The following is a 25,373-nucleotide window of genomic DNA, read 5'->3' as shown; positions in this document are numbered from 1 at the left end:
GGGGTGTGGGTGACCACGACCAGGAGCAGGCGGGCGAAGCTCTCGGCCGAGCGGATCGCCGAGTTGGACGCGTTGGGCATGCGCTGGACATGAGCGGGGGCGGGCCGGGCCAGCCGGGGTGAATTGGGGTTACTCACGATGAACCCCATATACAGGCTGCGCATGTTCGAGGGTGCATATCGGCCCCCGACCGGCCCGAACGCCGGTTCCTGCCCCGTCGTTTCCAAGGACGACGCCCCAGGCGACGGGGCAGGCGACGCCCCACGCGACGGGTAAACGGTCGGGCGGGCCGGCGCCCGGGTGGGTGGTGGATGCGCAGTCGGTGTGTGGTTCGTGTCGGATCCGTGTCCGGTTCATGGGGGATCCGGGCCGGCGGGCCGGGACTCGTTCGGGTGAACCTCGGGCGGCGGGGCCGGTTCGGTGCCAGGGTGGTCGGGTGCCCGGTCGCGGGGTCCACACATTCGCCTCGCGGCGTGCGTGCGGGCTGTGCCCCGCGAAGTCCGGCAACGGGAAGGGGCGTCGACCATACGGTGGTCGACGCCCCTTCCTCGTGTCCGGCCGGGGACTGCCGGGCCGCTTTCATATTCGCGACCTCGTGTGAGGTCCCACCGCGACGGAGGATCCGATGGGCGCGGACACGGCGGGGCCGGAGAACGACCACGCGCACGGCGGGTTCGGCATGCCGCCGGAGACCGATGCCGGCGGCCGTCCGGTCGATCACGTGCTGCTCGGATCGCTCGTGGGCGCGGCGATGGACGGGTGTGTCTCGTGTCAGGACCCGCTGCTGACGCTGTTGGTCGAGGATCCGGTGACCACGGCGCGGGTGATCGAGTTGGCGTGTATCGCCACGCAGCGGGCGTTCGGCGGGTTGCCGGCGTCGATGACCGAGGACGACGTGCCCGGCCTGAGCCATCCGGCGTTCCGGCGGGCGGCCCGCGCGGGGCTCGACGGCGCGAACGACGCGCTGTTCGCGACGGTCGGCGCGATGCCGCCGGGCGATCGGCGGGGCGCGGCGAACACCGCGATCGACACCTTGGCCGGCTTCCTGGGCCTGGCCGGCCCGCACTGAACCGTCGGCCCGGCCGCCGCCGACGCCGCCCGGCGGGGCGTCACCCCGGGGGGCGGGTGGGCCGTTGGATCCGGGTGTGGTGGCTCGGCGTCTCCCCGTCGCCGGCCGGCCGCACCGGTCGGCCCAGCCCCCGAGGCCGACCGGGCGGGTCGCGGGCAGGCGCCTGTGGATACGACATGGGCGTCCGCCTGCGGCCGGCGACCTCGGGACCGGTGACGGGACCCGGCAGGGGCGCGACCCTGGAGAGGTGACCAGGACGAACGCCCGGCGGTGCGATCGGTGCGGTGGTCCGCTTCCGGAGGGGTCGCGGGCCTCCCGCCGGTTCTGTTCGGCGGCCTGCCGGACGAGGGAATGGCGGCTGTGGCGGGCGCGGACCGCTCAGCTGGACGCCGGGGGCGAGGCGTTGCGGGCCCTGATGGAGGGTCGTCCGCATCCGTGGCCGCGGTTCCGGTGCCCGGAGTGCGGCGCCCACTGGTTCGGCGCCGACACTCCCTTCGGCATTCGGAAGCGGTCGGACGCGGTGTACTGCTCGCCGCGGTGCCGGACGAGGGCATGGCGCAGACGCTCGCGTTCAACAGGCGTCACGCGGTGACGCCTGCTCGTGACGCCAACCCGGGACGCGGGCGGCGCGGTGTGGGGGCGAAACGGGGAAACCTGCCCGGCGCCGGTGCCGGCCGGGTAAGGATGTCGGCTCCGACTACGGGAGGGGCCCGGGTGGCCGAGCACATCGAGGACCAGGAGCACGACGAACCGGGCGGGCGGTGTCCGTTGGGTGCGCGATCGGCGCACGCCTGCGACGGACCGAGAGACGATGCGGGCGAGTTGTTGCTGGGGTGGGTGGCCGCGTGCGGCGGCGCCGAGGACTCCGCGCTCGGATGCGCGGTGCACCTCGGGGAGGTGCTGGTGGTGTGGGATCCCGGGGAGTGGCACGGCATCGGATCGCACGGCTCCCCCGACGACACGGCGGCGGTGGCGACGGCGGCCGAGCGGATCGCGGCCGAGGTCGCCGACGGGCGGTGGATCGTGGCTCCCGGCCCGGACGACGAGGTGGTGTTGCCCCGGCCGGCCGCGCGAGACGAACTGGTGCGGGCGGTGCGCGCCGCCCGGGGAGACGACCCGAACCGCTAGCCGGGCGGATCGGGGCTGTTCCGCATCGGCCATCGGGCCCGGGTGCTCGGAGGGTGCTCGGGTCGGTGGTACCGGGGCGCCGGGGTGGGCGGTGTTCGAGCGGGACGACCCGGCCGAGGGGTCGCCCAGGGAAGAAGTCCGCACGCTCCCTCGGCCGTTCGGGGGTCGTGACCAGGGGAAACGATCCCGGGCGGCCGGACGCGTAGACAACACGTATGGCAATACGTACGGCAATACGGTGGGCAACACGTACGGCAATACGTATGGCAACACGGTAGGCAACCCGCCGCCCGGGTCGCCGGTTTCAAAAATCGCCCCCGTTCGAGGCGGCCGGGCCGGCCACCGCTCACCCGCGAGCGCGCGTCAGTCGGGCGGGTCGGGCGTGCGCGGCCGGGCGTTCCACCGCTCGCCGGCCAGTGCCCGCTCCACCAAGTCGACGGCGCGCTCGGTCGCTGCGGCGCGGGATCCCTCGTACTCGTACATCCGCAGTACTCCGTCCATGGCGTGGACGGGTACGGCGTCGCGCAGGTCCAGGCGGGCGGTTCCGTAGCCGTCGCGGGCGGCGGCGAGCGCGGCGCTCACGTGCTGGTGTGCCAGGCGGGCCAGGATCACCGGGAACGCGCGGAGCACGTCGTGGTTGCGGTAGCCGGGCGGGCACTGGTCGAACAGCCACGCCACGGCGGTCTCCTCCCACCCCGCCTCGCCGGGCGGGCGCACGCCCGGAGGCCACCCCGGCGGCGCGATGCCCGGCCGGCGACGCGCACCCGCGCATCCCGGACCTGGTCCGCCGGGATTTCACTGCGGACCTCGCCTCTGTCGGGCCGTGCGGCGGATCGGACCCGATTGGTGTGTCGGCGGGCTCCCGGTCGCAGGCGTCCGGCGCTGAGGTCGACGGTGATGTCGAGGCGTTCGCCCAACCACCCCTTGGCGGGCGCGACGAAGTTCCACGCCTGCTCCCCTGTCCGGGACAAGACCCGGACATGCCTGTGAGCAGGCGGGACAGCGGCGCCCTGTTCGGGACAGCGCGTTTCCGTTGTTCCGGACCTCCTGAGCCAACACGCTCTTGGTGTAGCCCAACAGGGCGAGCCCCCCCGAGGCGGGAGGGGCACTCACAAGGAAAAAGGGACCAGAGAATGTCGCGTGCTCGCAGTATTTTGACGCCCTTGGCGATGGCAGTTGCGGTGGGAACCCTCGCCGCGACCGGAGCAGCCCCTGCGGTGGCTGCAGTGCCTGCGCCGTCCGGGACCACACCTGGTGCGTCGTCGGCCGGCTGTGCCTCGCTGACCAGCAACGCCAACGGCAGGGCGCAGGTCAAGAACATATGCGGCGTAACGATCAACGCCACTGTCTCCGTCAATTGGGATTGGGACCCTGCCTGCAAGAGCATCGGTGCCGGGAAGTCCGCCACCTTCACCTGGAACTCGACCAAAGGCAGGGCGGAATACGCCTACGAATGCTGATGCGTCGCGACCGGTCGCTCGGCTCCATGGGTCGGCCGACGTCGCCTGAGTCGGTCAGGTTACCTGGCTTCGGGGGTCGGATCGTCTGATCCCAAAACCTGCCGGTCGTACCTCCGCAGGCAGGCGAAGAGCCCCACCGCGACCTTGCGGTGGGGCTGTCTGTTCCGTGACGGTGGCATCGACGACCTCGGCGACGGCCCCACGGTGCGGCAACTCCACACACTCGACACGCTCACCACGGCCCGACGGCCGACGCGCTCGCGCCTACTGATACAAACTCTGCCGACCGCCGTCGTCGAGGGCGGCGAGCCAGTCCCCGATCCGGTGGACGAGGGACGCGGCAGCGTGCCCACCGCCCGCGAACCCCAGGACGCGGAACACGACCCCGACCACCCCCACGTCGCGCTCACCGCCGACGTCCTCCACAGCCTCGACCTGTTTGACGAGCCACCGCCCACCAAATGCAGCCGCCGACCACGGCACCCCCGTTACCGTCTTCGTGGCCCCGCAACGGGGCTCCCGGCCTCCGGTCCGGCATGACTGTTCCCCCCTGTAGTTCGCATGATCCGGGGGGTGGTGTCACCGGGTCGGAGGCATCGGTAGACCGCTGATAGGGGCAGGACCACCAGCGTGCTGGGAGGCTCTTCGTAACGTGGATGCCGGCGACTGATGCCACGCCAACGAGGCCGGGACAGCACGACCTCGTAAGGGATCAGCGTGATCGACACCGGCGATGTGGATGTCTTCCTCGGCCTGGACGTCGGCAAAGGCGAGCACCACGGGACCGCGGTGACCCGGGCGGGCAAGCGGGCCTTCGACAAGCGGCTGCCGAACAGCGAGCCCAAGATGCGGGCCGTGTTGGAGAAGCTCACCGCGAAGCATGGCACCGTCCTGGTCGTGGTCGACCAGCCCGCCTCCATCGGCGCCCTGCCGCTGGCGATCGCACGGGATGCCGGCTGCCGCGTGGCCTACCTGCCCGGTCTGACGATGCGCCGAATCGCCGACCTCTACCCTGGCGAGGCCAAGACCGATGCCCGTGATGCCTTCGTCATCGCGGACGCCGCCCGCACCATGCCGCACACCCTGCGCGGCATCGAGCTCACCGACGAGACCATCGCCGAGTTGGAGATGATCGTTGGCTTCGACGACGACCTCGCTGGTGAAGCGACTCGCATCGCCAATCGCCTGCGCGGCCTGCTCACCCAGATCCACCCGCACCTGGAGCGAGTGCTGGGGCCCAGGATCGACCACCCCGCGGTGCTGGCCCTGCTTGAGCGGTTCGGCTCCCCGGCCGCCCTGCGCAAGGCCGGACGCCGCCGCCTGCTCGGCGTTGCCCGGACCTTGGCCCCGCGTATGTTCGAGCGCCTCGTCGAGGACATCCTCACCGCACTCGACGAACAGACCGTCGTCGTCCCGGGCACCGCGGCGGCCGCACTGATCGTGCCGAGTCTGGCCGGCTCGCTGCGGGCCGTCCTCGACCAGCGCAGGCTCCTGGAGAAGCGCATCCGGGAACTGCTGAACGAGCACCCGCTGTCACAAATCCTGACCTCGATGCCCGGCATCGGCACCAGGACAGGTGCCCGAGTCCTGATCGACGTCGGCGACGCCAGCGCGTTCCCGACCGCTGCCCACCTCGCCTCCTACGCCGGCCTCGCCCCCGCGACCCGCACTTCCGGCTCCTCCATACGCGGCGAGCAACCCTCCCGCCGCGGCAACAAGCAGCTGAAACGGGCGTTCTTCCTGGCCGCGTTTGCCTCGCTCAGTGACCCGGCCTCCCGCACCTACTACGACAAGAAGATCAGCCAGGGCAAACGGCACACCCAGGCACTCCTCTGCCTGGCCAGACGCCGGGTCGACGTCCTGTTCGCCATGCTCCGCGACGGCACCCTCTACCAGTCCCGGCCCGCCGGATCAGCGTGACTCATCCAGCTCTCGCCTTGCCTGAACCCACACCAGCTCGAACTCCTCCGCCGAGACCTCGATAGCGAGCGGCTGATCACGCCAACCCTCAACCTCACCCGCGGCAAGGATGCCGAACCGCTGTTCATACCGGCGCATCACCGCGGCGTCGGCATGATCACGCAGATGAAGCACCTCTGCCAGCGAGGCCGCAGTCACCGGCCGCGCGTCTCTCACTCCGAGCTCAACTTGACGCGTGACCCAGCCGTCGTCACCGGCCTCGAAGTACTGCCAGAGGTCTTCGTCCTCGTGATAGGTGCGGAACCAGATCGCCATGTCGCAATCCTGGCGCACGACCTTGACCAAACTCATAGGGGCACCCCGCTGTCAAACCTCATGACGGACCGCTGACACCGACTGACAAAGCCCGCAGACATTTGTCGGACGACACGGGTGCGTCCGTCAGCCGGAGCTACCATCTGTGCCGGGTAGGGCGGACCGTCACCGTGGTGCCGACTCGCTTCAAAGCGGAAGAAGGCACTTCGCGCGCTCACGATCCCGCGCGACGGGGCCTCTTTCCAAAAATCCGACCCCGAAAGAGGCCGCCCCCGGCCCGGCCGGGGTGAAGGGGCGGTTCGGAGCGGGGCTCGTGGCCCGGGTGCACGAAGGTGGCACGCGAGTGGCACGAGGGTGGCATGGAGGTGGCACGGCCCGGTGATAGGGGCTGGCGTCCCTTCCATCCGGTCAAAGGGTGACGTGACGACCCCCTTGTCCGCTACGGGGTGTGTCCGCTCGACCCCTTGACCTGTGTCCGTGGGATCGGGGCGAACCGGGGCGAACAGACGCCGGACAAGGGGTGCGAGTGCAGGGTGTCGGCCGTGCGCGGGAGGGGCCCGCGCGGTGGGAGGTCGACCGTGGAATTCGAGGACGATCCGTTGCGGGCGCGGGTGCTGTCGATGCTAAGCGCGGTCGGGTCGCAGACACCGCGCAGCTGCGTCTCGCGCTGACGCCGCATCTGGCGTCACCGGCGTACGTGCGGCGGGTCGTGATGCAGCTGCTCGACGCCGACCTGGTGGGCCGGGTGCCTCGCGGGCGGACCTGGGTGTGGCACCTGACCCAGACGGGCCGGCGCGCCCTGGTCGAGGCCGGGGCACCCGAACGCCGGCGCGCCGCCACCGGCGAGGCGGCGCTGCGCAGCGGACTGGCCGCGCACGCGCTCACGGTGACGGCGACCGCGATCGAGTTCGCCCGGCACGGATGGGGCGGGATCACGGACTGGGCGGTGGAGGTGGCGCACCCGATCGAGGGCGGACGGGTCACCACCGACGCGGTGCTGACGCTGGAGCACCGGTGTTGTGGGTGGAGATCGACCGGAAGTCCATGCAGGAATGGCGCCTGGTGAAGAAGATCGGCGCGTACGGCCGGTACGCCACCCGCCGCGTGCACGTCGGACCGCGCCGACCTGGACCCCACGGACGTGGAGCCGTAGGACGCTCCGGCGTCCGCGATCGTCGAGCACGTCTCACTCGGGCACGGAGAAGGCCACATACAGCGGTGTCGCAAATATGGTGCGCGTGCCGTCCGACATGGTGTCGGCATGCAGGCATCGCGCGAGAGCGGTCATGGGTTGCCAACCGGAGGTGAACACGTCCTTCAGGCGTTCGTAATCGAGATGCAGGAGGTTCGTTCCGGCGTGGCGCGCCATGTACTCGGCGTCGTCCAGCAGGTCCTCTTGCCGCTCCAGGAAAGCGATCCTCGCCAGCATGGTTCGCAGCCCGCCCAGGCCGGACGTGGCATCCGCCGTGTGGTGGTCGATGGGTGGCGTCGGCCGGTCCAGGAGGTACTCGGCCGAGCCGCCGAGGGCGAACCGGATCCCGGGTAACTCGCCGAGGAAGATCACTCCCGGGCAGTCGACCACGGTGCCGTGGAGCATCGGGATGCCGCGGAGCAGGAACCAGTGGCCGGCTCGCAGTTCCTCGTCGTGAACGTCCTTCACGCCGTACTTGCGGCTCAGGGCGTTCTCGACCTCGGGCACGAGCCCGATCACGTCCTGCGCCCGGCCATCCGCGCCCGCAGCCATCCACCACGGGGACCGGCCCTCGTTGAGATCAGGTATGCCGTCCATCCCGGTCCGAACGGCCCGGCTCAATGTCCGCGCGATACGACCGACCTTGCGGGCGGACACGTAGACGTAGTCGCGAACTCCCGCATCGACGACCCCTGCGGGGGCCGGGGTTCCCATGGCGGCCACGATGTTCGCCTTCAGCACGCGGTAGGCGAGGTGTTCGGCGGAGTCCGGTCGGATGATCGAGAAGTGGTCGCCCGGCAGGACACCACCCAACGGGAACACGCCGCGGGCCGACGCCGGTACGACGACGTTGTCCTGGTCGCCCGCGTAGGCGCGCACCTTCACCGGACACCGGTCGGAGGCGATCGAGTCGGCGTGGACCACCCGGTCGAGGACCACGCGTTGCGTCTCGTGGACGGCGTCGTCCAACGGGCGCAGTGCCCGCTCCTGCGGGTGCGCCAGGAATCCCCGTGCTGCGGCTCGTCGCAGGATCTGGAAGAGCTGGGAACCGGAATTGGGGCACGCGAACATCACCACGCAGGCGATCCGCGCGAGTTCGCGACCCCGCGCGTGCATGACCGTCCGGGCGAGGTGTCGTTGGACGATCAGGCCACCCTGACTGCGCGACACCAGGATCACGCGGGAATGAGGAAGCGTGTCCAGGAAGGTGCCCAGGCCGTCCGCCAGCGTGTCGAAGTCGGGAATCCGTTTCAGCGGGCTGAGACTGAGCTTCGGCGACGGGTACTGGAAGTCGAACGGGTCGATCCCGGCGAGGTCCGGATCGGCCTCGATCAGGCCCCGGAACGCACTCCACGTGCGGGCCGACGAGAACAACCCGTGCACGAACACGACCGCGACCCGCTCCACAGACACCGCCCGAGTCCCTCGGCAACGGACACCGAGACTACCGGCTCCCTGCCGCCCGTTCGGGTGAAACAAGGGCAACGACGTAGGGTTCGCTCGGCGCACCCCGCGACATCGAACATCGGCTGCGCCCTCTGATTCTGCCGCGCATAGCTGCGAATACCGCAGGCTCCGAATACATGCCGGTTACCAGTTATCCAAACGGCTCCAGGGCTCGACCCGGCCCGCATGGCAGGGCGCGTACCCCGGGCCGCGGTGCCCTTCGCTCCTGGTCGTCCTCGCCGGCGCCGGTCGAGCCGAACTCCACCGGCGCAGCGACCGCGTGATGCGCGCCGCGCTGAAGGTGCCGGCAGTGCGCGACGGGGCGTTGATCGTGAACATCTGCCGCTTCGACGCGCTGCGCGAGCACGGGCCCGACGCGACGATCTGGGTGAACTCCGCCGAGATCCTGGGCCGGGGCGCCGACCGGTAGCCGCAGGGGTGGGGCGTGGGGTGCGGCCGGCGGTGCGTTCGAGGGTGAAACGTGCTCGACCGGAGCCGACCGCATCGTGCCTGGTCAGGGGCTCTGGTCAAGGGGTCGCCGGAACGCCGACATCTCTCCCTGGTGTGTACCCGCACCGGGAGAGACGGCCTTTCCCCTGCCCTTCTCCATTCCGGCGGCCCCGGCCGGGCGCGGGCGCGGCGAGGAGGACCAGGAGCAGCCGCGCGTCGGAGCCTTGCAGGGTCGATGTGTGGTGCGTCGGATTCGCGCAGGGTTCACGGGGGACGAGGCCCGGCGTGGCGGTTCGGTGTGTCCCCGTCGCCGTCGCACCGGCCGGCCCTTCCCCCCAGGCCGCCGGGTTTCACGTCTCGGACGGCGCCGGTCCGCGCGGCACCGGCGCCGTCCGCGACCGGCGAGCGGTGGGGCGGCTTCTCGTTCGGGTGCCGCGTTCACCTCGTTCGGGTGAAACGCACGGATCCGGACCGGTCGCATCGCGGGACGAATCGCATCGCCGATTCACTCGTACGGGTGAATACGGGTAGGTGGGTGGACGGCGTTTGCATGAGACAGGCCGTCGATACGCCTTTTCGGGTGAGGGAACGGCTTCCTTCGTGCGGGTATGCACTTGCACGGATGACGGCTCGAAGGCCGGCGAATCGGCCGTTTCGACTCTGCGGACACGCGAATCGGCGTCGATCGGTCGTGGCGCATCGAACGCGATCGTGGGCATGATGGGCGGGCTGCCGTTCGTTCGACCGGACCTTCCGACACCGGGGTTGCCGCCCGCTCGGAGGGTCGTCCCACGGGTGAGCGTGTGAGCGGAAGGCCCCGAGGTCGCGATCCAGGAGCCTTCCGCCCTACCGTCCGGCAGAGTGCTGGGTCACGGGGAGTCCGGTCGGTGCAGACCGGGCCCTCGACCCAACGCTCAGAAGAGACCGAGGCGCCGCAGCTCGTCGACGAGCGCGATGACCGTCGGCGACCAGTCCCTGACGTGCGGACCACTCTTCCGTACGACCCTGCCGAGATTCCTCAGTCGTTCCCTCCATCGGGACCACACCGCGGAACCACCTGCCCTCCCGGGTCACGTGCCGGACGAGATCCGGACGTGTCCGCAACCCCGCGGGAGCATCGGACCTCCCCCGAGAGGCGGTCGGCGGACAAAATCTACGGCACTACGGGTACGCAACGACGCTGGCTCGTCACGGTGAGTTCATCCTTTCGAGTGACCGAAACGAGGAACCCGCCACCGGCGACGCGGCGCGCCGCACTCCTGAACTGGGCTTTCTCGATGTGGCGCACACCACAGTCGAAAACTCGAAAATTGACGAAACGGCGACCAAGCCGGCTTTCCATTACTCCTCATATGTCTTTTTCGCGAGTGAATATGCGTTTTTCCCGAGCGTCGGAAAACGGCGTCCCTCCGCCCGCCGCATCCCGCCGCACACGATCCGCCCCGCCTCGACCACCGCCGCTCCTCGGCGGTACCGGACCGACGAGGACGACAGCAGGTTAGGTCGCCAACTCGGCCCGCATCCGCACAGTCCTGTGCGGGTTCCAGCGTTCCGCCGATCGACGCCGACCACCCGACGCAGCGCCGTCGCCGGCGGGATCCCGCAGGTCGACGCAGAATCGAGGCATGGACGTGCCTCAGACGCACGGGTACCTCGTGCTCCCAGGCTTCGGCGACGTCGAGGTCACCCTCGACCTGTTCGATTGGCCCGCCGAGGACGAGGTCCTCCCCCGCGCCTGGACCGCGATCGTCGACGGCACACCTGTTCTGGAGGCGGGCGTCGAGGGCGTCCTGCACCTTGACACCGAACCCACCACCCTCGGCCACCGATTCGTCGTCGCCGTCGCCGGAGGCCACGTCGCACAGATCACCGGCCACGACCCACGATAGCCGGCGCAGCCGGGCCCGCAGAGCGCGGTGCGTGGGTTCGGGATTCACCCGAACGAGGCGCATGGCCCGCGGAGCGCCTGGATCGGGTCGGTGCGGCCGTCGCGTATGGTCGAACACATGTCCGAAGATTCGTCGCCGCTGCCCGACCGCCTCCAACCGCTGCTGGAGTACCAACTTCGCTTCGAGCGGGCCCACCTCGCGTGCCTGTGCGCCGCGGAGGCCGGCGACGACGACACTCTCAACGACTGCCGCGCCGAACGCCTGAACGCGATGCGCGCGTTGATCACCGCCTGCGCCGACGCCGGCGCCGACAGCGCCCCCGACCGCCAGGTCCTCAAGGTCGCCGCCATGGCCGCGCTCGCGAACGAGACGGCCGACACCCCGGAGTAGCGCGGCCCGACGGGATCCGGTGGCCCGAAGGGGTTCCATCGGTGGGTCAGAAGCTCCAGCTGTAGAGGCCGCCGCCCGTGTCCACCGCGGACACCGCGAGCCGGGCGACTCCCCGCACGACCCCGAGCAGTTCCTCGTCGGTCATGTCGTCCCCGTCGGTTGGCCTGATCCTCGCGGTCCAGCGATGCGCCAACTCCGCCAACTCGGTGGGGCCGGCATCGGCCAGGGCCCGGATCAATCGCTGAGGCAGAGCGAACACCTCGACGCCGTCGTTGAAGGGGCCGACGACCCACTCCGGCCACCACCGGTGCAGGAGTTCGGGCGCCGGGATGTCCGCGGACGGCTCCGAGAAGTACATGTCCCACTCGGCTATCGCACTGTCCGGCTCCAGGAAACGGCATGCCACGGACTCGAAGGCCCGCCCGGGCCCCGTCCCTTGCGTCGCGGCGGCGACTTCGTCGTCGGGAGCGAGGAAGAACACTACGTCCCATGCCATCCCCGCATGATCGCAGGCCGCGCAACCGTCGCCGGTGACAGAAATCCCGACCGGTCACCCGAGGTGTGGCCGGTCGAGATAGGTGTCACCAGGAGCATTGCGCGATCCGCACATTTGCCTCGTGTTGATCGCGCTGGTTGTCACCAGTTGGTCGGAGTTGTTGTCATCCACCCCGCGCGGTCGCCGCGGTTGTCACCAGCGGCGGAGCGAGCCGAGTGGGGCGCAGCAGGTCGTCGTTGACCGGCTCACTTTCGGCGGCGAACCCGGCTAGCCCTGGCCGGACCAGACAGCGAGATCCCCGCCAGGCGTCGCGATGATCAGCCGGCCTTCAGGCCCGCGCACTTCCCAGGCCTCAAAGTCCGGATCCGCACGGCTGTTGAGGTGCCGGCCGTTGTCGAAGACCAGCCGGATCGAGCCCGTCTTGAAGGCCACCGCGGACAGGACCTTCGCTTTGAACAGCCCGAGCGCCGGTATCACGTCCTGTCGCTGCGGGGTGAGGACGACAGGCTCGGAGGTTCCGTGGGGACCGTGGGTCAGCTCGAAGGGGCTTGCGAAAGCTATGTGGACACCCGGGTCCACCAGGAGGGTCAGCCGGTGGTCGACGCTGATCCTGGTGACGTCCCGGCCCCGAAGATTCATGATCCAACGGTCATCGTGCTCGGTAAACAAAGAATCACTCACCACCGAACGATGCACTGCGGATCACCGACTGCGCCGGCAGAAAACCCCCGACGCCGGGACCGGGTGCCAACTGCCGCAGCGTCAGGAGACGGATGTGGTGACAGACGTCGCGACCAAGTCACATCCATCTCGATCAGTCACACGAGGTCCTCCGGGACCAGGTCCGGGCGCAGGCGATGCCAGGACGGATGGCGCAGCAAGCCGGCGCGGGTACGGGTGGCGTACGCGACCTCACCGACCAGACGCGGGAGGACCCACCGCGCCCCCACCACCGCGGGTGCGCGTTCGAACGGGCACTCCGCGACGGCGGCCACCCGCAGCAACTCGGCGAGCGTGGCGCGCTCGCGGTCGCTCCAGCCGGTTCCGACGCTGCCCAGGTACCGCAGCACGCCCTCGTGGAACTCCCCCACCAGCAACGCCCCCGGCAACCCGGACAACCGGCCGCGGCCCGGCACCCAACCACCGACGACCACGTCGATCGTGCGCCAATTCCTGATCTTGATCCAGTCCGGCGAACGCGATCCCGGCCGGTACGGCGAAGCCAGGCGTTTGCAGACCAGGCCCTCCAGGCCCGCGTCCCGCGTCGCCGCCAGGGCGGTCTCGCCGTGGCCGACGATCGCGGCCGGCGTCGACCACCGCGCGCCCCGCAGGTCCAGGTCCTCCAGGAGCCGGCGGCGATCGGCGTAGGGCGTGCGCTCGGCGACCAGGTCACGGTCGCCCAGGACCACGACGTCGAACAGCATCAGGAACGCCGGAACCTCCCGAGCCATCCGAACCGCCCTCGCAGGCGAGCCCGCCAGGCCCATCCGCAACTGCAACCGCTCGAAATCACCATGCCCGTGCTCGTCCACCGCGACGATCTCACCGTCCAGGACGGCACGCGTCCCGCCCAAGGCTTCGGCCAGGGGGTGGAGTTCGGGATACGCCGGGGTGATGTCCGCACCGGAACGGGCGCGCAACACGAGCGTCCCGTCACCGGGGAGATAGGTCAGACAGCGCTGACCGTCGAGTTTGGTCTCATACGCCCACCGGTCGTCCTGGTTGCGGGGCGGGAGCGTGCCTGGGGACGCGAGCATGGGGGCGATGCGGGGCAACTGGGCCATGCCCGGGAACGTCGTCGCCGCAACCGTCCGGCACACTCGATGAAGGTCCACGTCGCCCGAACGGCGGTGCACGAAGCCTGGAACGAACCGCCGTGAATAGGGTCCGTCACAGCCGCCTGGGACGGAAGTCGACGCCTTCGAGCCCGAGTTCGGTTTTGGCGCTGTCGAGGGCAGGGCGCATGGGGTCTCCGCGGAGGCGGGGGCTGATCGCTTCGTTGGCCACGACGACCGCCAGTGCCACCTGGACGACGACCTCCAGATCGGAGGTGCCCGCCGTGGCACGGACCTGGATGCCGTCGTCGTCTCCTCGACGCAGATAGGCGGAAGCGGTGGCAGAACCGGGATGGGACAACGACGACAGGAGTTGGTAGACGGGGTAAACGTTCAACATCCCGTGACGCTCCATCAGGTCCCGAAAGTTGCCGGCCTCGTGAAGGCACTTGTCGTACAGGGCGCGGTCGGAGGGTTCACGCGTGGTGCTCGCGAGATTTTCGGCGAACTTGCGCGCGAGTTCGTCGGCGCCGGGCCAGGAGGTCTCGACGAAGGTGGCGACCTGTTTGCCGAACTTCTTGTTCCCGTGGTCGACGACGGCGTGCGTCGCGGCGTCGCCGTTGTCGACGAGCCACGCCATGGCGTAGGCGTGTTCGATGATGCCGCGGGTGAGCGCGGCGCTTTCGACGGTGTAGCCGTTGTCCGTCAGAAGGAACAGGGCTTGGGCACTGCGGTGGACCAGGCGCCACCACCCGTAGAGCGGGAACACGGTCGTGTGTCGGCCCGGCGCCCAGCCGAGTTCGTCACCGGAGCGCAGGAGGGTGTCGGCCGCCTCGATCAGGATGGTAACGGCTCGGCGGCTCCGGGCGGGAGTTCGTTCGTCATTGTGGAAGTTCGCCACGAAATCCACGTCGTCAGTCATGCAGCCGAGGCTAGAGAGTCCGGGCCGGGCCGGCGACGAGATTTCCGGCATGGACCCGTCGGGCAGGGATGGCCGATCCGGCGTGGGAAGGGGAGAGCGACCGGAACAGACGGTGTCCCGTCCATCGTCGCATCGTTCAGTGACCGCAACGCCTCTGCCCGATGGCGACCGGCGGCGATGTCGGAACGCGGAGCATCGGCAGCCGGGGGCGGCTGGATCGGTGTGGTTCCGGCGACGGAGGCGGGCCGGCCAGCGGGACACGCGATCCAGTGGGGCACCACATGTCGTCGAGCGACACCGCCGGCGGTGTCGCGACCGTCCCTCCGTCGGTCTCTCGGCCGTGTTTCTCCGGGATCGACTCGCGCGGCGAAGAATCGGCATCGAATTCACTCGTTCGCGTGGCGAGAGCCTTCATGAGGTGGAATCGGACGGACTTCGAATACTCCGAAGCCTGCGTGACCGTCGTCACAATTGCATGGTCGAAGCCAATTCGGGAAGCCGCCGACGGAATTTGGCAAGGCCTTGCTCCGGCCTCTCGTAGGACACCGATAGGACCTCGGTTGGGGCCGTATGGGGGCGGCTGAGGACTGTCGGGGACGTTCCGGACTGTTCCTGAGCGACGAGAGTCGTGCATCATGGGCATCGAACCGCAGCTTTCTGCGTGGTTCGACAGGCATGAAAAAGAGACCCCACCCGGGTCGAGGCCAATCGAAGCACCGGGTGGAGCCTCTGTTATGTCGCTTGGACGGGCCCGGCCGCTACTGGCTGGGCCCGCGTCCGGTTACGACCCCGTAGACGGCGATACCTGTCGTCAAGACAGTCGCCACCACCGGAACCCACCTTCGCACGTAGCCGGCCACACGGCGGACCGTCCATCGACGCGACGGCTCGGCCGAGCCGTCGTTCCCCTGCTCCATCGATTCCTCCTCACATGGAAGGGCCCGATGATTCGGGCCCACATATGTAGGAGCCCGATTCCGCAGAGAGCGTGCAGGCGGCAAGGTCACGTCCGGCGAATTTGTGGTTCCCCTTGGATCCGTCATGCCACCACACCCGCGAACAGGTCAACCACTGCTCGACTTTCGCGCGATGTAAGAACACACGGTAAAGAGCAATCCCGCCACTCCGCAAACACGAGGCGTCCCGGAACGCAAGCAAGGCGTGACCTCTCGTTATCCGCGCAGGTCACCGACCACATGCAGGGAGGAAATTAACCCGGCCGGCCGCGTGTCGCCTCGGAGGTTGATATAGGTGCTGTTGTCGCATTTCCAGTGCATTCGGGCCCGCGAGGGGAATCGGCCGCGAACGGCAGATTCTCCGAGCACGATGCTCCCTCGCACGCACGACCATCATCCTCAAGGGTTCTGACGCTCCGCCAACACCGCCGACCACCCGCAACACTGTGCTCCGCGCCATCACCGACACGGCCGCAAGGCGACCGGGACGGCACCGCCGGAGGACGGGGACCGGCCGTAGATCGGACCGGGCGCCGGGGCAAGCGTTACCCCGGGGGCCTTGCGGTGGGTAACGGATTCGTTACCCGCGCAGGTCGCCGCAGGGTTCAGGCGTTACCCGCAGAGCACAGTCCCGAGTCGGCGAGACATGCGAGACGGCGCCGCCCGAAAGGTTCGGGGCGGCGCCGTCGATCGTCGAAGGCCGATGAGTGTGGCCGCCTCACGGCGGAAGGCACACCGTGGCTCCAGCCGAGCGGTATTCCACGGAGGCAATGGTTGGGCCCGGGGGCACACCCTCACCGACGCCGATCACAACCGACACCGTCTCGGGTTCATTCCCCGCCGCCGCGCCGAGCCGCCAGCAGTCCCTATCGCGGCGGACTCGACCAGAGGGGGCGGCCGCCGCGCGGCTCGCCCCGCGTGGGCCGTACAGCACCCGACGGCCTATCCGCCGAGGCCACCGGGAAGCGGAAAAGGCCGGCGCCGGTTGCGCGATGCCAGCACCAGCCGCGTCGCACTCTCAGCCCAGCTCCAACTGGATCGGGGTGCCCGTAGGGACTTCCGACGAGACAGATGCAGTGATCGGGATCCCGAGTTGGTTCGCGATCGGGGTGTAGAGGTCCGTGCCGACGTCGGTGGACAGGGACACGAGCAGGGCGTAGGTGACCGGTCGTCCGATGCGGTCTTGGCGGTTGTGGGTCTTCCACCAGCCGCCGATCGGGTAGACGGCCAAGACGCCACACTCGGCGAGTTGCACGGCGGATCCGCGCCAGACGTCACTGTGCAAAGAACCGCGGTTGCGGTTCTGGGAGCCGAGGAGCCAGTGGTCGTCGCCTTCGAAGGCGGGGGCGGAGGTCATGGCGTCCGTCTCTGCCTCGGCGACGTCGGCGATACGGCGTTCGAAGTCATCGACGGATTGGAGCGGGGCCTTGATGGCGAAGCGCAGTCCGTGCGAGGCGTATGTGTGGGCGCCTCGCATGCCGCGGCGTCCCGGGTTGGGTTCGACCATGTAGGACAGCGTGACGCGCAGTTCGACCGTGGCGTCGGCCATGTCCCGCAACTGTTCCAGGGGCCACGGGAGTTCGTGGAGCTTGAGCTCGGCCAGACCGACGCCGTTCTCGCCTCGTCGCTCGTAGGGGATCAGGGAGTCCTGGACGACGAGGGTGACAGCGTTCCTGGCGCTGGCGAGGATCCGTTCCTCGGTGGGTACGCCCCAGCCGTACCGTTGCAGGAGTTGGGCCCGGAGCTCGTGCCTCTTCGGCTTGGGCTTGCCCGTCCTTTTGTAGAGGCCCCCGGCTCCGGCTTCCATGGCGGGGGTCCATCGGGCCTCGTGGACGAGGAGACCGCGTACTGCCTCGGGCGTGAAGTCGGGGTAGGCGGCGTGGGCGAGAGCGGCCAGGCGGGCGACCTGGGCAGTGGCGGCGCTGGTGGCGTTGGCGGTGGACACCAGGCGGTAGGGGTCGCGGTCCGTGGTGGTCACGCAGACCGTGTCGTGGCATTCGACGTTCCCGGCGTCGTCGACGAGCAGGTTGCCGCCTTCGGCGACGATGTCGGGCTTGATGACGGCCTTGGGGTTGGTGAACGTAACGGACGTGCGACTCAACGGGGAGAGTTCTCCGGCTGTGGCCAGTGCCCGGTAGCCGCGAAAGGCGGGGTCCAGCGGTGTGGCGGTGAGTTCGGTATAGGCGCCCACCGTGAGGATGTTGTGGGCCTGTGAGGGCTCCTCGATGGGGGTGAGATCGCAGATGTCGAGGTGCGATGTCCCAGGGGTGGCGAGGAGTTTGTGGTCGCGAACGTTGCCGGCGGAGACGACGATCAGTCGTGATGTCGCGGTGTCGGGTGGGTCGAGCAGCTCGATGCGATCGTTGTGGGTGATGACGGACGATCCTGCGGCGAGGGCGTCGAGGGTGGCCGACCATAGCGTCGCGGTGCCGTCGTTGTGGCTTCCGTCGTCGGAGATGGTGGTCACGGCCATGGAGAACACGCGGGCCCCGGGTTGTACGGGGGTGCCGGTCTCGGCGGTAAAGATGCCGTTCGCGGTGACCTCGGCATACGTACGCGGGTGGGCGGCCGGCTCGGTAACCGCTGCGGTGAGAATCTTCACCGATTCGAGGCCGTGGGTCAGGACAACGGGTTCTTTGCCCTCCAAAGCCGAGGCGAGGTCTCCGAACAGGGCCAGACCCGCCATCTGCGTTCCGTGGCCGACGGTGTCGTTGGGATTGCCGTCGGCCAGGACGGTGTGAACGCGCCCGTGCAGCGAGGTCTCGAGGAAACTGTGTTGCTGGTTGACGCCGGTGTCGAGGAGGCACACCGTGGGCGCGTCGGCGGAGGCGGCGCGAATGCGGTCCGCGAGGTCGAGCGCCAGTTCCCGTCGGAAAGACTGTTCGGCTTCGTAGAACTCCTGGACGAAGCTCGGTCTGCGGATCTCGACCGGGCACGCGTTCGTCGCCAACAGGGCGCCCAGGTCGTCACGAGTGGATTTGACGTGGCCGATCAGGTACTCGCCGACGGCCATGGCGTGATCGGTCACCGGCCAGCCGTGTGCTGTGGCGATCTCCCGCAGGGTGCGGATCGGGTCGGCGGAACCGACGCGTGGGTCGAACCACAGTTCCCACCATCGTTCCTCGGTGGGAGGCGGCAGGGGGGAGTCTTCCTGCCACAGGTGCTCGACGAGGGCGCGTTCGATCTGCTCCACGTTGGAAACCAGCATGGCCATCTGCGGGTTCCCGCCGCGGGTGTCGTCGGTGAACTTCCCGATACGGGTGGCCAGGTTGCCGACTTGCCCGTACGGCAGCCAGACCAGGGCGTCTTCCGGGTCGGCCGCCGTCTGCGGGTGGACGCTCATGAGCGTCAGGTTCGAGCCGTCCAGGGATTTGAGGTCGAGTTCGTGCCCGGGTGCGGCTTCGACGCGCACGGCGAAACCGTCCGCCCGGTAGGGCTCGGGGACGAGGTCCCGGGCCGCAGTTGCCTGGTCGTGGGCAGTTGCCAGGCCGCCGAGAAGGCGGCCGACGTGTCCCGCACGGTCGGCCGAGCGGTCGACGAGCTTCGGCGGCCCACCACCCACAGACGGCGGCTTCGGACGAAACGTGCGCGAAGTCCAGGGAACGAGCAGGTGCGGCGTGCGGGAATGGGGGCGTTCAGGCATGGCGCAGCGCGTGCCGCTCTTCCAAAGCTCCCAACAGCAGACGGTCGTCGATCACGTCGGCACCCCCCAGAATGGCGCGTTTCGCGGCGGACTCGGCGGCCTTGACCAGTTCGGCGTGGCTGAGTCCGGCGGTGCGCTCGGCAACGGTCGCCCACCGTACTGCGGTGGTGTCCATGCCGGCGAGTCGTCGTTCGATCACCTCGACGGCCTGCTCGGCGGTGGGGGGCTCGTACGGCACGACGAGATCGAAGCGGCGGAACAACGCGTTGTCCAGGATCTGGCGATGGTTGGTCCCCGCGACGACCAGGCTCTCGGAGGGTGCCTGGTCGAGGAAAAGCAGGAAGGAGTTGAGGATGCGGCGTGCCTCCCCGACATCGTTTCCGGCTGCGCGTTCGGCGCCCAACGCGTCGAACTCGTCGAAGAGGTAGACGGCGCGGGTCTTGGCGACAGCATCGAAGACCAGACGCAGCTTGGTCGCGGTCTCGCCCATGAAGCGGCTGATCAGTCCGTCCAGGCGGATGGTGAACAAGGGCAGGGACAACTCCCCTGCGAGGGCGGCGGCGGTCATGCTTTTGCCGGTTCCCGGTGGACCGGACAGCAGGATCCGATGGACCGGGGTGAAGCCGAACCGTTCCAGGCGCGCGCGTTGCCGCTGCTCGTGAAGCACCCGGTCCAGCGAGCCGCGGATCTCCCGGCCGAGGGTCATGTCGTCGAGGCGGACCTTGGGGTAGCTGGCGGTCAGCAGACTGGAGAGTTCACCGCGCGGTTGGACCACCGGTGTGGGGACAGCCCTGGGAGCGGCGGCATGCGACTGCTTGCGGACCGCGTCGATCAGCTCTCGCAATTCAACGGCGAGTTTGCCGTGGCCCTGTCGGGCGGACTTCGCCGCGACCTGCAACGCGATGCTGTAGAAGAGGTCGTCGTCCTGGTCGGCGTGTGCACGCAGAAGGGCTTTGACATGGTCGGCACTGGCGCTCACGACTGCGTCACACCTCCTCGATCGAACACTGTTCGCGCACTCTAGGCTCCGTTGCCGACAACGCCGACGTCGGATCCCGTCACCGGCTCGTGAATAGTACGGGCCCGCCGCACACCGTCAGGCACGCGCTGCCTATGCCCAATATCTGCCCGCGATACCGGCCCCAGGCACCGCCGGGGAGGACGGGATGTGGTGCCACTCCGCCGTCGGCCTCCAGGCAGCATCGTCTCTTTTCACGGAGAGCTGTGTGCGCGCCGAGCGATCACGAGAGCCCGCCACCGGTCGCGCGTGGCCGCGTCCCCATCCAACCATCGCGCCGAGGAGGGGGCAGCGAGGGGGAAGCCGGCCATGAAGTGGCCGATGTCCACGTAGTAGGCGTAGTCGCCGCTGCGGGTGAGGTCGCGCAGTCGGTCGATCGATGCCGCTGCCTGGGGATGGTCGTCGCGGACGGCGTGGTGGAAACACACCGCCAGTTCCAGGGTGGCTCGCGCCGAGACCAGGCCGGCGACGCCGATCTCGGTGCGCAGGACGAGCGCGCGGGCCTCGACGTCGGGGGCGGTTCCGGCGTCGCGGGCCAGTTCGGCGATGCGGGTGGTCAGCGTCGTGGCCCGCAGGTCGAGGCCGGTCAGGAGTTGTCGGGCGAGGTCGAGTTCGTCGTCGGCGAGGACGGGGTCGGCGAAGGCTAGGACGAAGGCGCGCTGGGCCTGGGAGGTGGCCCGCTCCCCCGCGACGCCGTGGTGTTCGGCCTCGTCACGTGCCGCCGCATACGCCGCGGCCGCGCCCGCGGTGTCGCCCTGGACCCATCGCACGTCGCCCTCTATCCGATGGTGACGGCCCTCCCAACCCAGGGTCGCGGCGGTGGCCAGGGCGGTGGGGAAGTCGCCGGCGATCCTTGCGAGGTGGGCCAGGCCGCGGGCGGCGGCCGGGGCGAGCCGGCCGCCGCCCGCGACGACCAGCTGCATGCCCTGGCGGGACTCGGCGGAGCGGCCGAGGTCGCGTTCGGCCTTGGCCCGGTAGTAGACGGCCATCTCGGACAGGTCGGCGGGCAGCAGTCCGGTCGCGGCGACGGCGGCCAGGCGGTCGACGGTGCGTTCGCGGTGCTCATGCTGGCGGCGGGCGAGCGCGCTCAGCAGCTCGACCAGGGCGTCGGCCGCGGTGCGTGGCCCCGTCCCCGGTGCGCCGTCGGGGGTCGGGGGTTCGAGGGGTTCCCAGACGGAGTCGCCGACGTAGCGCCACGCGGCGTCCGCGAGCCAGGCCAGGTCGAGGCCGAAGTCCCGGGCCAGGCGCAGACCTTGGCGCAGGCAGCCCACCAGGAGCAGGCGGTCGTGTGCGGGTCCGTCGGCCCATTGAGCGCCGAGGGCGTCGAGGGCGCGTTCGGCGGCGGTGTGCCAGTCGCGGGGCGACCAGCGGTCGTCGGTGTGGTCGGCGGCGTCGCGAACGGTGGAGCGGATGAGGGCGTGCAGGTGGAAGGGCCACAGTGCGAAGGGGTTCTCGCGGACGAAGGGGCGTTCGACGAGTCGTTGGGCTGCGGCCTGGTGGGTCATGCCCGCGGCGTGGGTGGCCAGGGGCAGGTCGAAGGCGTCCAGGAGGGTGACCGCGCGCAGGACGTGGCGCTCGTCCGCGGTGAGGTCGCTGAGGGTGCGGGCAACCAGGGCGGCGAAGTCGTGGGAAAAGTCGTCGGGTTGTGGGCGGCCGCCGCTGCGACGAATCTCCAGGAACCGCATGACGGCCAGGTCGAGGTAGAGGGGCAGGCCGTGGGAGCGGGCGGTGATGACCGCGCGCAGGGCGGGGTCGATGAGGGGGTGGCCGTCGCGGGACAGGCGGCGGGCGAGGTGGTCGTCACAGTCCTCGGGCGAGAGGTCCCCGATCAGGATGTGGCGGTTGCGGGCCGCGTCGGCGGGGCTCGGGGTTCGGGCAGGCGGGACGTCGTGGACGATCAGGCCGGGCCAGGAGGCGGGGCCGGTGTGGTCGAGTTGGCCTTGAAGGGCGTGGTCGGCCCATTGAAGCCGGCTGCGGCCGGTGATCACGAAGAAGGCGGCGGGCATCAGCCACACCACGCGCTGAAGCAGGCGCTCAAGGTCGCGGTGGGTGCGGTCGCCGATCTCCTCCCACCCGTCGAACAGAATCACCGGGACCACCCGCTTGTCGGCGGGCAGGCGGGCGATTTCCCACGCCAGCAGGTGCGGATAGAAGGACAGCGCGTCCGGGTCGGGCTCGGCCTCCAGGAGGTCGGCGAGCCGCCTGCACCCGGCGAGCGCCCGCACGGTGCGGCGGCGCTCACGTAACGCCCCCACCAGACCGGTGGTCACCTGGCCGATCACCGCCCCGACCACCCCCGGGAGCAGCAGCGCCTGGGCGGCCTCGGACATCGCCGCCTGGACCTGCCCGGGCAGTGCCTGCCCGGCCCGGCCGGCCAGGCCGCGCCTGCGCAGGTACTCCTCCAGCGGCTCGCCCGGATGCGCGCTCTCCCAGTAGCGGCGCAGGGCGATGTCGAAGGCGGGCAGCGGGCGGTTGACCTTCTCGGCTAGGGCGAGGCGGATCGCGAGGACGACCTGTTCGAAGTCGGTGCCGGCCGAGCGTGCGAGGTCGATGCGCACCGGCAGCAGGCTCTCTCCGGTGTCGGGTGTCCACGGGGGCTCGCCCCACTGGCCGGGTCGGTGTCCGCGGCCGGCGAGGGCGGCCTCGATCTTGCGGGACAGGGTGGTCTTGCCGACCCCGCCGACGCCGTGGAAGACGATCACGTTGTTCCGCGGTGCCTCCAGGTCTTCGACGTCGAACCCGGCGGTCGCGGTGTGGCGCAGGTGTTCGGCGAGCGCCGCGCCGACCAGCGACCACTGCTCCTGCCGGTTCACGAACGCCTCGTCGCTGTCCACCCCGGGATCGTTCGTTCCGAACAGCGCCCTCAGATCCCGCCGACTCGCCATGACCGCCCCCAGGTGATGATCGCCGAACGCCAACGTAGCGCCCACACAGCGCCACCACCCCCGTGTTCCAGGCCGGCGTTCGCCAACCCGTCCGGCCCGGGTGCGGGTGAGCGTCCGGTCCGGGGCCGCGCATGAAACAGTCGACCCGGTAGCACAGCCGATCCTCCACAACCCGACCCGAGGCGGACCCCATGCACGACGCGGCCGATCCCGAGGGCACCCCGCCCGACTCGACCTCCGCAGACCCGGGTCGTTCCCGGGTGCCCACCGCCGAGGCGTTGGAGGCGGTGAATCGGGTGATCGGCTGGTACAACGCACGGATCCTGGACGAGGGCAGGGCGGGCGCACCGAACGCCGAGCAACTGGAGCGATTTCGGGCCGAGCGGCAGGCGTGTCTGGCCGACCGGCAGGAGTTGGAGTTGGAGCTCTCCCCTCCCGCGCGCATCGCCGCCATCGCAGCCGCCTACGAAACGCGCCTGCGGGAACTCTCCGGCGGGTAACCCGCCTGCTGTGCCGAACACGGGAACGGGACGGGCAGGGCCGCCGCAGACGCGGACGCGGCCAGGTGCCGCAGCCTCCTCGAGGCGGGCATCATCGGCGCGGCCAGGCGGGCGATGTCGCCCAACTCCGCTCGGTACTGCGACAACGCTCCCACCAACCGACGGTGGACCTCGAGGAACTCGGCCGCCTCACGCGGCGTGTAGGCGCGATTCTGCTCCCCCAGCAGCGCCCGCACCGCACCGGTCGCGTGGGCCCACCCTCCACCCGGGCCCAGCTCGTTGCGGTGGATCGCGGTCTGGTCCCGGCGCATGACGACGACCGAGTCCACCACCGCACCCTGCTCGGCGGCATGCACCGACTCGACGACCGCGCGCAGGCACCGGTCGTGCCCGGCCACCGAGGTGAACCGGGCCGGACCGGACCGGCTCACCTCCGCGTAGCGGGCGGCGGTGCCCTGACGGCTGTCCGCCGCACGGACGGCCAGGACGACGAGTTCGACCCGGTATCCGGCGCGGCGGTCCGCGCCGACGTCGGCCAGGAACGCCTCGGCACTGCCCGGGGCGATCTCCACGACCATGTCGCCGCGGCGCGCGCGGACATGGGCCATGGCCTGGTCCCGCCAGGCCCGGTAATCCACGCGGACGCGCTCTCCTGCGGTGCGGGGGTTCTCGCCCAGGAGTTGCAGATAGTCGGGATGGGAGATCTTGAAGTGCTCGGCGACGATCCGGGTGGGTCGACGGTGGAGCGTCGCACGGTGGACCAGGCTCGCCAGGCCGGTCTTTCCGGCGCCGGGTTGACCCATCACGTAGGTGATCACGGGACGCTCATGCGTGGTGATCTCCCCCAGGTCGGGGACGAGCAACTCCTCGAAAACCCACTTGTGTTCTACGGCCGACAGACGGTGATAGTCGACACCGGGCGCCTCGGCGATCGCCCGCGCGATCCGGCGGACCGGTTCCGCGAGGGCGGCGGCGCGTTCCGCGTCGCGCCGCACCGCCAAGCGGTGGTCCTCGGGCATCGGCTCATGGTGCAGGCGCCGGTCGGCGGCGGCGAGCTCCGCGCGGAAGCGGAGCGTCTCCGGCGCGGACCACGGCCTCGCCCGCTCCTTCAGCACGGCCGCCGCAGCCGCCGGAGGGAGCAGCCACTCCCCCATCGCGTCCAGCTCGTTCGCGTACACCACGCTCGCGTCACGCCGCACCACCGTAACCCGATCCGCCAACCGCTCGGCCTCGACCACGGCCAGGACCTCCGGTAATGCCTGCGCGCAGGCGTCGTGGTTGGTCCAGGACACGTACCGGCCGGCGCCGTCGACCGCCCCCGTGACGTAGCGGTCCAGGATCCCCAACTGGCTCACGGCCTCCGCGGTCGCCAGCACGACGACCTCGACCCGGAACCCCGCCCACCGGTAGGCCGCCGCATCCGCGCGGAACGCGTCGATGTCGGCGAGCGCGGTCTCCACCACCGCGTCGAACCCCTGCTGCCGTACATGGGCCTCGATCTCGGCCTGGAGGCGGCGGGTGTCCGCACGCACAGCCGCGCCGGCGGTGCGGACGTCCTCGGACAGGGCCTCGGCATAGCGGGGATGGTCGGTTTTGTAGAGGTCGGCACACACGCGAACCGCTCCGCCTCGGCGGTCGAGCACTGCTTGGACGAGGTTCGCAATCAGGGTTTTCCCGGCACCTGGTTGACCGGCGACGAACACGGCCACGGGTCGTTCCTGTCGCACCGCATCGATCGTCGGCGTCGCGATGGGCGGGTCGATCGCCGGGAGTCGGTGATGCGTACCGACGGGCGTCGCAAGCGCCATGTGGGCATGGCAGCATGGGGGTTGTTCGTCGTTGGGCATTCAGTCTCCATACGCCGGACTGTGTGGAATCGACGGCTCCCGGGGGCTACCGGGGGCCGTCGCCATTTCGGC

At 70.0% G+C, this 25,373-nt stretch carries 20 protein-coding genes; 8 read left to right on the top strand and 12 right to left on the bottom strand.

Translation table 11 applies throughout. From position 1 onward, the window contains the following. Positions 1–625: 625 nt before the first annotated feature. A complete protein-coding gene (locus tag ACH4XV_RS45125; protein WP_395799872.1) occupies positions 626–1,069 on the top strand; it encodes a hypothetical protein in 444 nt (147 codons plus the stop codon). A 714-nt stretch (positions 1,070–1,783) separates the two neighbouring features. Beyond that, positions 1,784–2,197, top strand: coding sequence for a hypothetical protein (locus tag ACH4XV_RS45120; RefSeq protein ID WP_395799870.1), 414 nt, complete (start codon positions 1,784–1,786; stop codon positions 2,195–2,197). Between the two features lie 363 nt (positions 2,198–2,560). Here ACH4XV_RS45120 and ACH4XV_RS45115 read toward each other — a convergent pair whose 3' ends face one another. Then, positions 2,561–2,914: a hypothetical protein gene (locus tag ACH4XV_RS45115; protein ID WP_395799868.1), complete on the bottom strand. Its 354-nt coding sequence runs from the start codon at positions 2,912–2,914 to the stop codon at positions 2,561–2,563. Between the two features lie 1,007 nt (positions 2,915–3,921). Beyond that, a complete protein-coding gene (locus ACH4XV_RS45110) occupies positions 3,922–4,083 on the bottom strand; it encodes a hypothetical protein (RefSeq protein WP_395799866.1) in 162 nt (53 codons plus the stop codon). Between the two features lie 291 nt (positions 4,084–4,374). Between ACH4XV_RS45110 and ACH4XV_RS45105 the strand changes: the two genes are divergently transcribed. Continuing rightward, complete coding sequence (locus ACH4XV_RS45105) at positions 4,375–5,577, top strand: IS110 family transposase (protein ID WP_395799864.1); 1,203 nt, start codon at positions 4,375–4,377, stop codon at positions 5,575–5,577. Here ACH4XV_RS45105 and ACH4XV_RS45100 read toward each other — a convergent pair. After that, positions 5,569–5,928, bottom strand: a complete 360-nt coding sequence (locus ACH4XV_RS45100; protein WP_395799862.1) for a hypothetical protein — start codon at positions 5,926–5,928, stop codon at positions 5,569–5,571. The two genes, ACH4XV_RS45105 and ACH4XV_RS45100, sit on opposite strands and share 9 nt — an antisense overlap. Before the next feature lie 412 nt (positions 5,929–6,340). Between ACH4XV_RS45100 and ACH4XV_RS45095 the strand changes: the two genes are divergently transcribed. After that, a complete protein-coding gene (locus tag ACH4XV_RS45095) occupies positions 6,341–6,958 on the top strand; it encodes a replication-relaxation family protein (protein WP_395799860.1) in 618 nt (205 codons plus the stop codon). A 120-nt stretch (positions 6,959–7,078) separates the two neighbouring features. On the opposite strand, the gene ACH4XV_RS45090 is transcribed toward ACH4XV_RS45095, so the two are convergent. Further along, positions 7,079–8,497 (bottom strand): SAVMC3_10250 family protein, encoded by a 1,419-nt coding sequence (locus ACH4XV_RS45090; RefSeq protein ID WP_395799858.1) that lies wholly within the window; start codon positions 8,495–8,497, stop codon positions 7,079–7,081. Between the two features lie 316 nt (positions 8,498–8,813). Between ACH4XV_RS45090 and ACH4XV_RS45085 the strand changes: the two genes are divergently transcribed. From ACH4XV_RS45085 to ACH4XV_RS45075, 3 genes are all read left to right on the top strand, one after another. Beyond that, on the top strand, positions 8,814–8,960 hold the full coding sequence (locus tag ACH4XV_RS45085) for a hypothetical protein (RefSeq protein ID WP_395799856.1): 147 nt from the start codon (positions 8,814–8,816) through the stop codon (positions 8,958–8,960). 1,645 nt (positions 8,961–10,605) lie between these two features. Next, positions 10,606–10,869, top strand: coding sequence for a hypothetical protein (locus ACH4XV_RS45080; RefSeq protein WP_395799854.1), 264 nt, complete (start codon positions 10,606–10,608; stop codon positions 10,867–10,869). Positions 10,870–10,986: 117 nt separating this feature from the next. Further along, on the top strand, positions 10,987–11,259 hold the full coding sequence (locus ACH4XV_RS45075; RefSeq protein WP_395799852.1) for a hypothetical protein: 273 nt from the start codon (positions 10,987–10,989) through the stop codon (positions 11,257–11,259). A gap of 46 nt (positions 11,260–11,305) precedes the next feature. Here the strand turns inward: ACH4XV_RS45075 and ACH4XV_RS45070 are convergent, their stop codons facing one another. The 7 genes from ACH4XV_RS45070 to ACH4XV_RS45040 all read right to left on the bottom strand — a co-directional run bounded on the left by ACH4XV_RS45070 (position 11,306) and on the right by ACH4XV_RS45040 (position 22,903). After that, positions 11,306–11,755 (bottom strand): hypothetical protein, encoded by a 450-nt coding sequence (locus tag ACH4XV_RS45070; RefSeq protein ID WP_395799850.1) that lies wholly within the window; start codon positions 11,753–11,755, stop codon positions 11,306–11,308. A gap of 267 nt (positions 11,756–12,022) precedes the next feature. After that, positions 12,023–12,436 carry a DUF6188 family protein gene (locus tag ACH4XV_RS45065; protein WP_395799848.1) on the bottom strand — a complete coding sequence of 138 codons (414 nt, stop codon included), beginning with the start codon at positions 12,434–12,436 and terminating at the stop codon, positions 12,023–12,025. Between the two features lie 137 nt (positions 12,437–12,573). Next, positions 12,574–13,539: an ATP-dependent DNA ligase gene (locus ACH4XV_RS45060; protein ID WP_395799846.1), complete on the bottom strand. Its 966-nt coding sequence runs from the start codon at positions 13,537–13,539 to the stop codon at positions 12,574–12,576. Positions 13,540–13,645: 106 nt separating this feature from the next. Continuing rightward, the gene (locus ACH4XV_RS45055) at positions 13,646–14,452 is read right to left on the bottom strand and encodes a DUF5677 domain-containing protein (RefSeq protein ID WP_395799844.1); all 807 of its coding nucleotides are present in this window, start codon (positions 14,450–14,452) and stop codon (positions 13,646–13,648) included. Positions 14,453–16,426: 1,974 nt separating this feature from the next. Continuing rightward, complete coding sequence (locus tag ACH4XV_RS45050; RefSeq protein ID WP_395799842.1) at positions 16,427–18,820, bottom strand: S8 family peptidase; 2,394 nt, start codon at positions 18,818–18,820, stop codon at positions 16,427–16,429. A 223-nt stretch (positions 18,821–19,043) separates the two neighbouring features. Continuing rightward, a complete protein-coding gene (locus tag ACH4XV_RS45045; RefSeq protein ID WP_395799841.1) occupies positions 19,044–20,030 on the bottom strand; it encodes an AAA family ATPase in 987 nt (328 codons plus the stop codon). 233 nt (positions 20,031–20,263) lie between these two features. Then, complete coding sequence (locus tag ACH4XV_RS45040) at positions 20,264–22,903, bottom strand: ATP/GTP-binding protein (protein WP_395799839.1); 2,640 nt, start codon at positions 22,901–22,903, stop codon at positions 20,264–20,266. 242 nt (positions 22,904–23,145) lie between these two features. Between ACH4XV_RS45040 and ACH4XV_RS45035 the strand changes: the two genes are divergently transcribed. Further along, positions 23,146–23,454 (top strand): hypothetical protein, encoded by a 309-nt coding sequence (locus ACH4XV_RS45035; RefSeq protein WP_395799837.1) that lies wholly within the window; start codon positions 23,146–23,148, stop codon positions 23,452–23,454. Here the strand turns inward: ACH4XV_RS45035 and ACH4XV_RS45030 are convergent. Further along, a complete protein-coding gene (locus ACH4XV_RS45030; protein WP_395799835.1) occupies positions 23,418–25,262 on the bottom strand; it encodes a zeta toxin family protein in 1,845 nt (614 codons plus the stop codon). The two genes, ACH4XV_RS45035 and ACH4XV_RS45030, sit on opposite strands and share 37 nt — an antisense overlap. Between the last annotated feature and the right edge of the window lie 111 nt (positions 25,263–25,373).

Source organism: Embleya sp. NPDC020630 (genome assembly GCF_044334985.1).
Lineage (GTDB): Bacteria > Actinomycetota > Actinomycetes > Streptomycetales > Streptomycetaceae > Embleya.
This window is presented reverse-complemented; position numbering and strand designations above follow the sequence as displayed.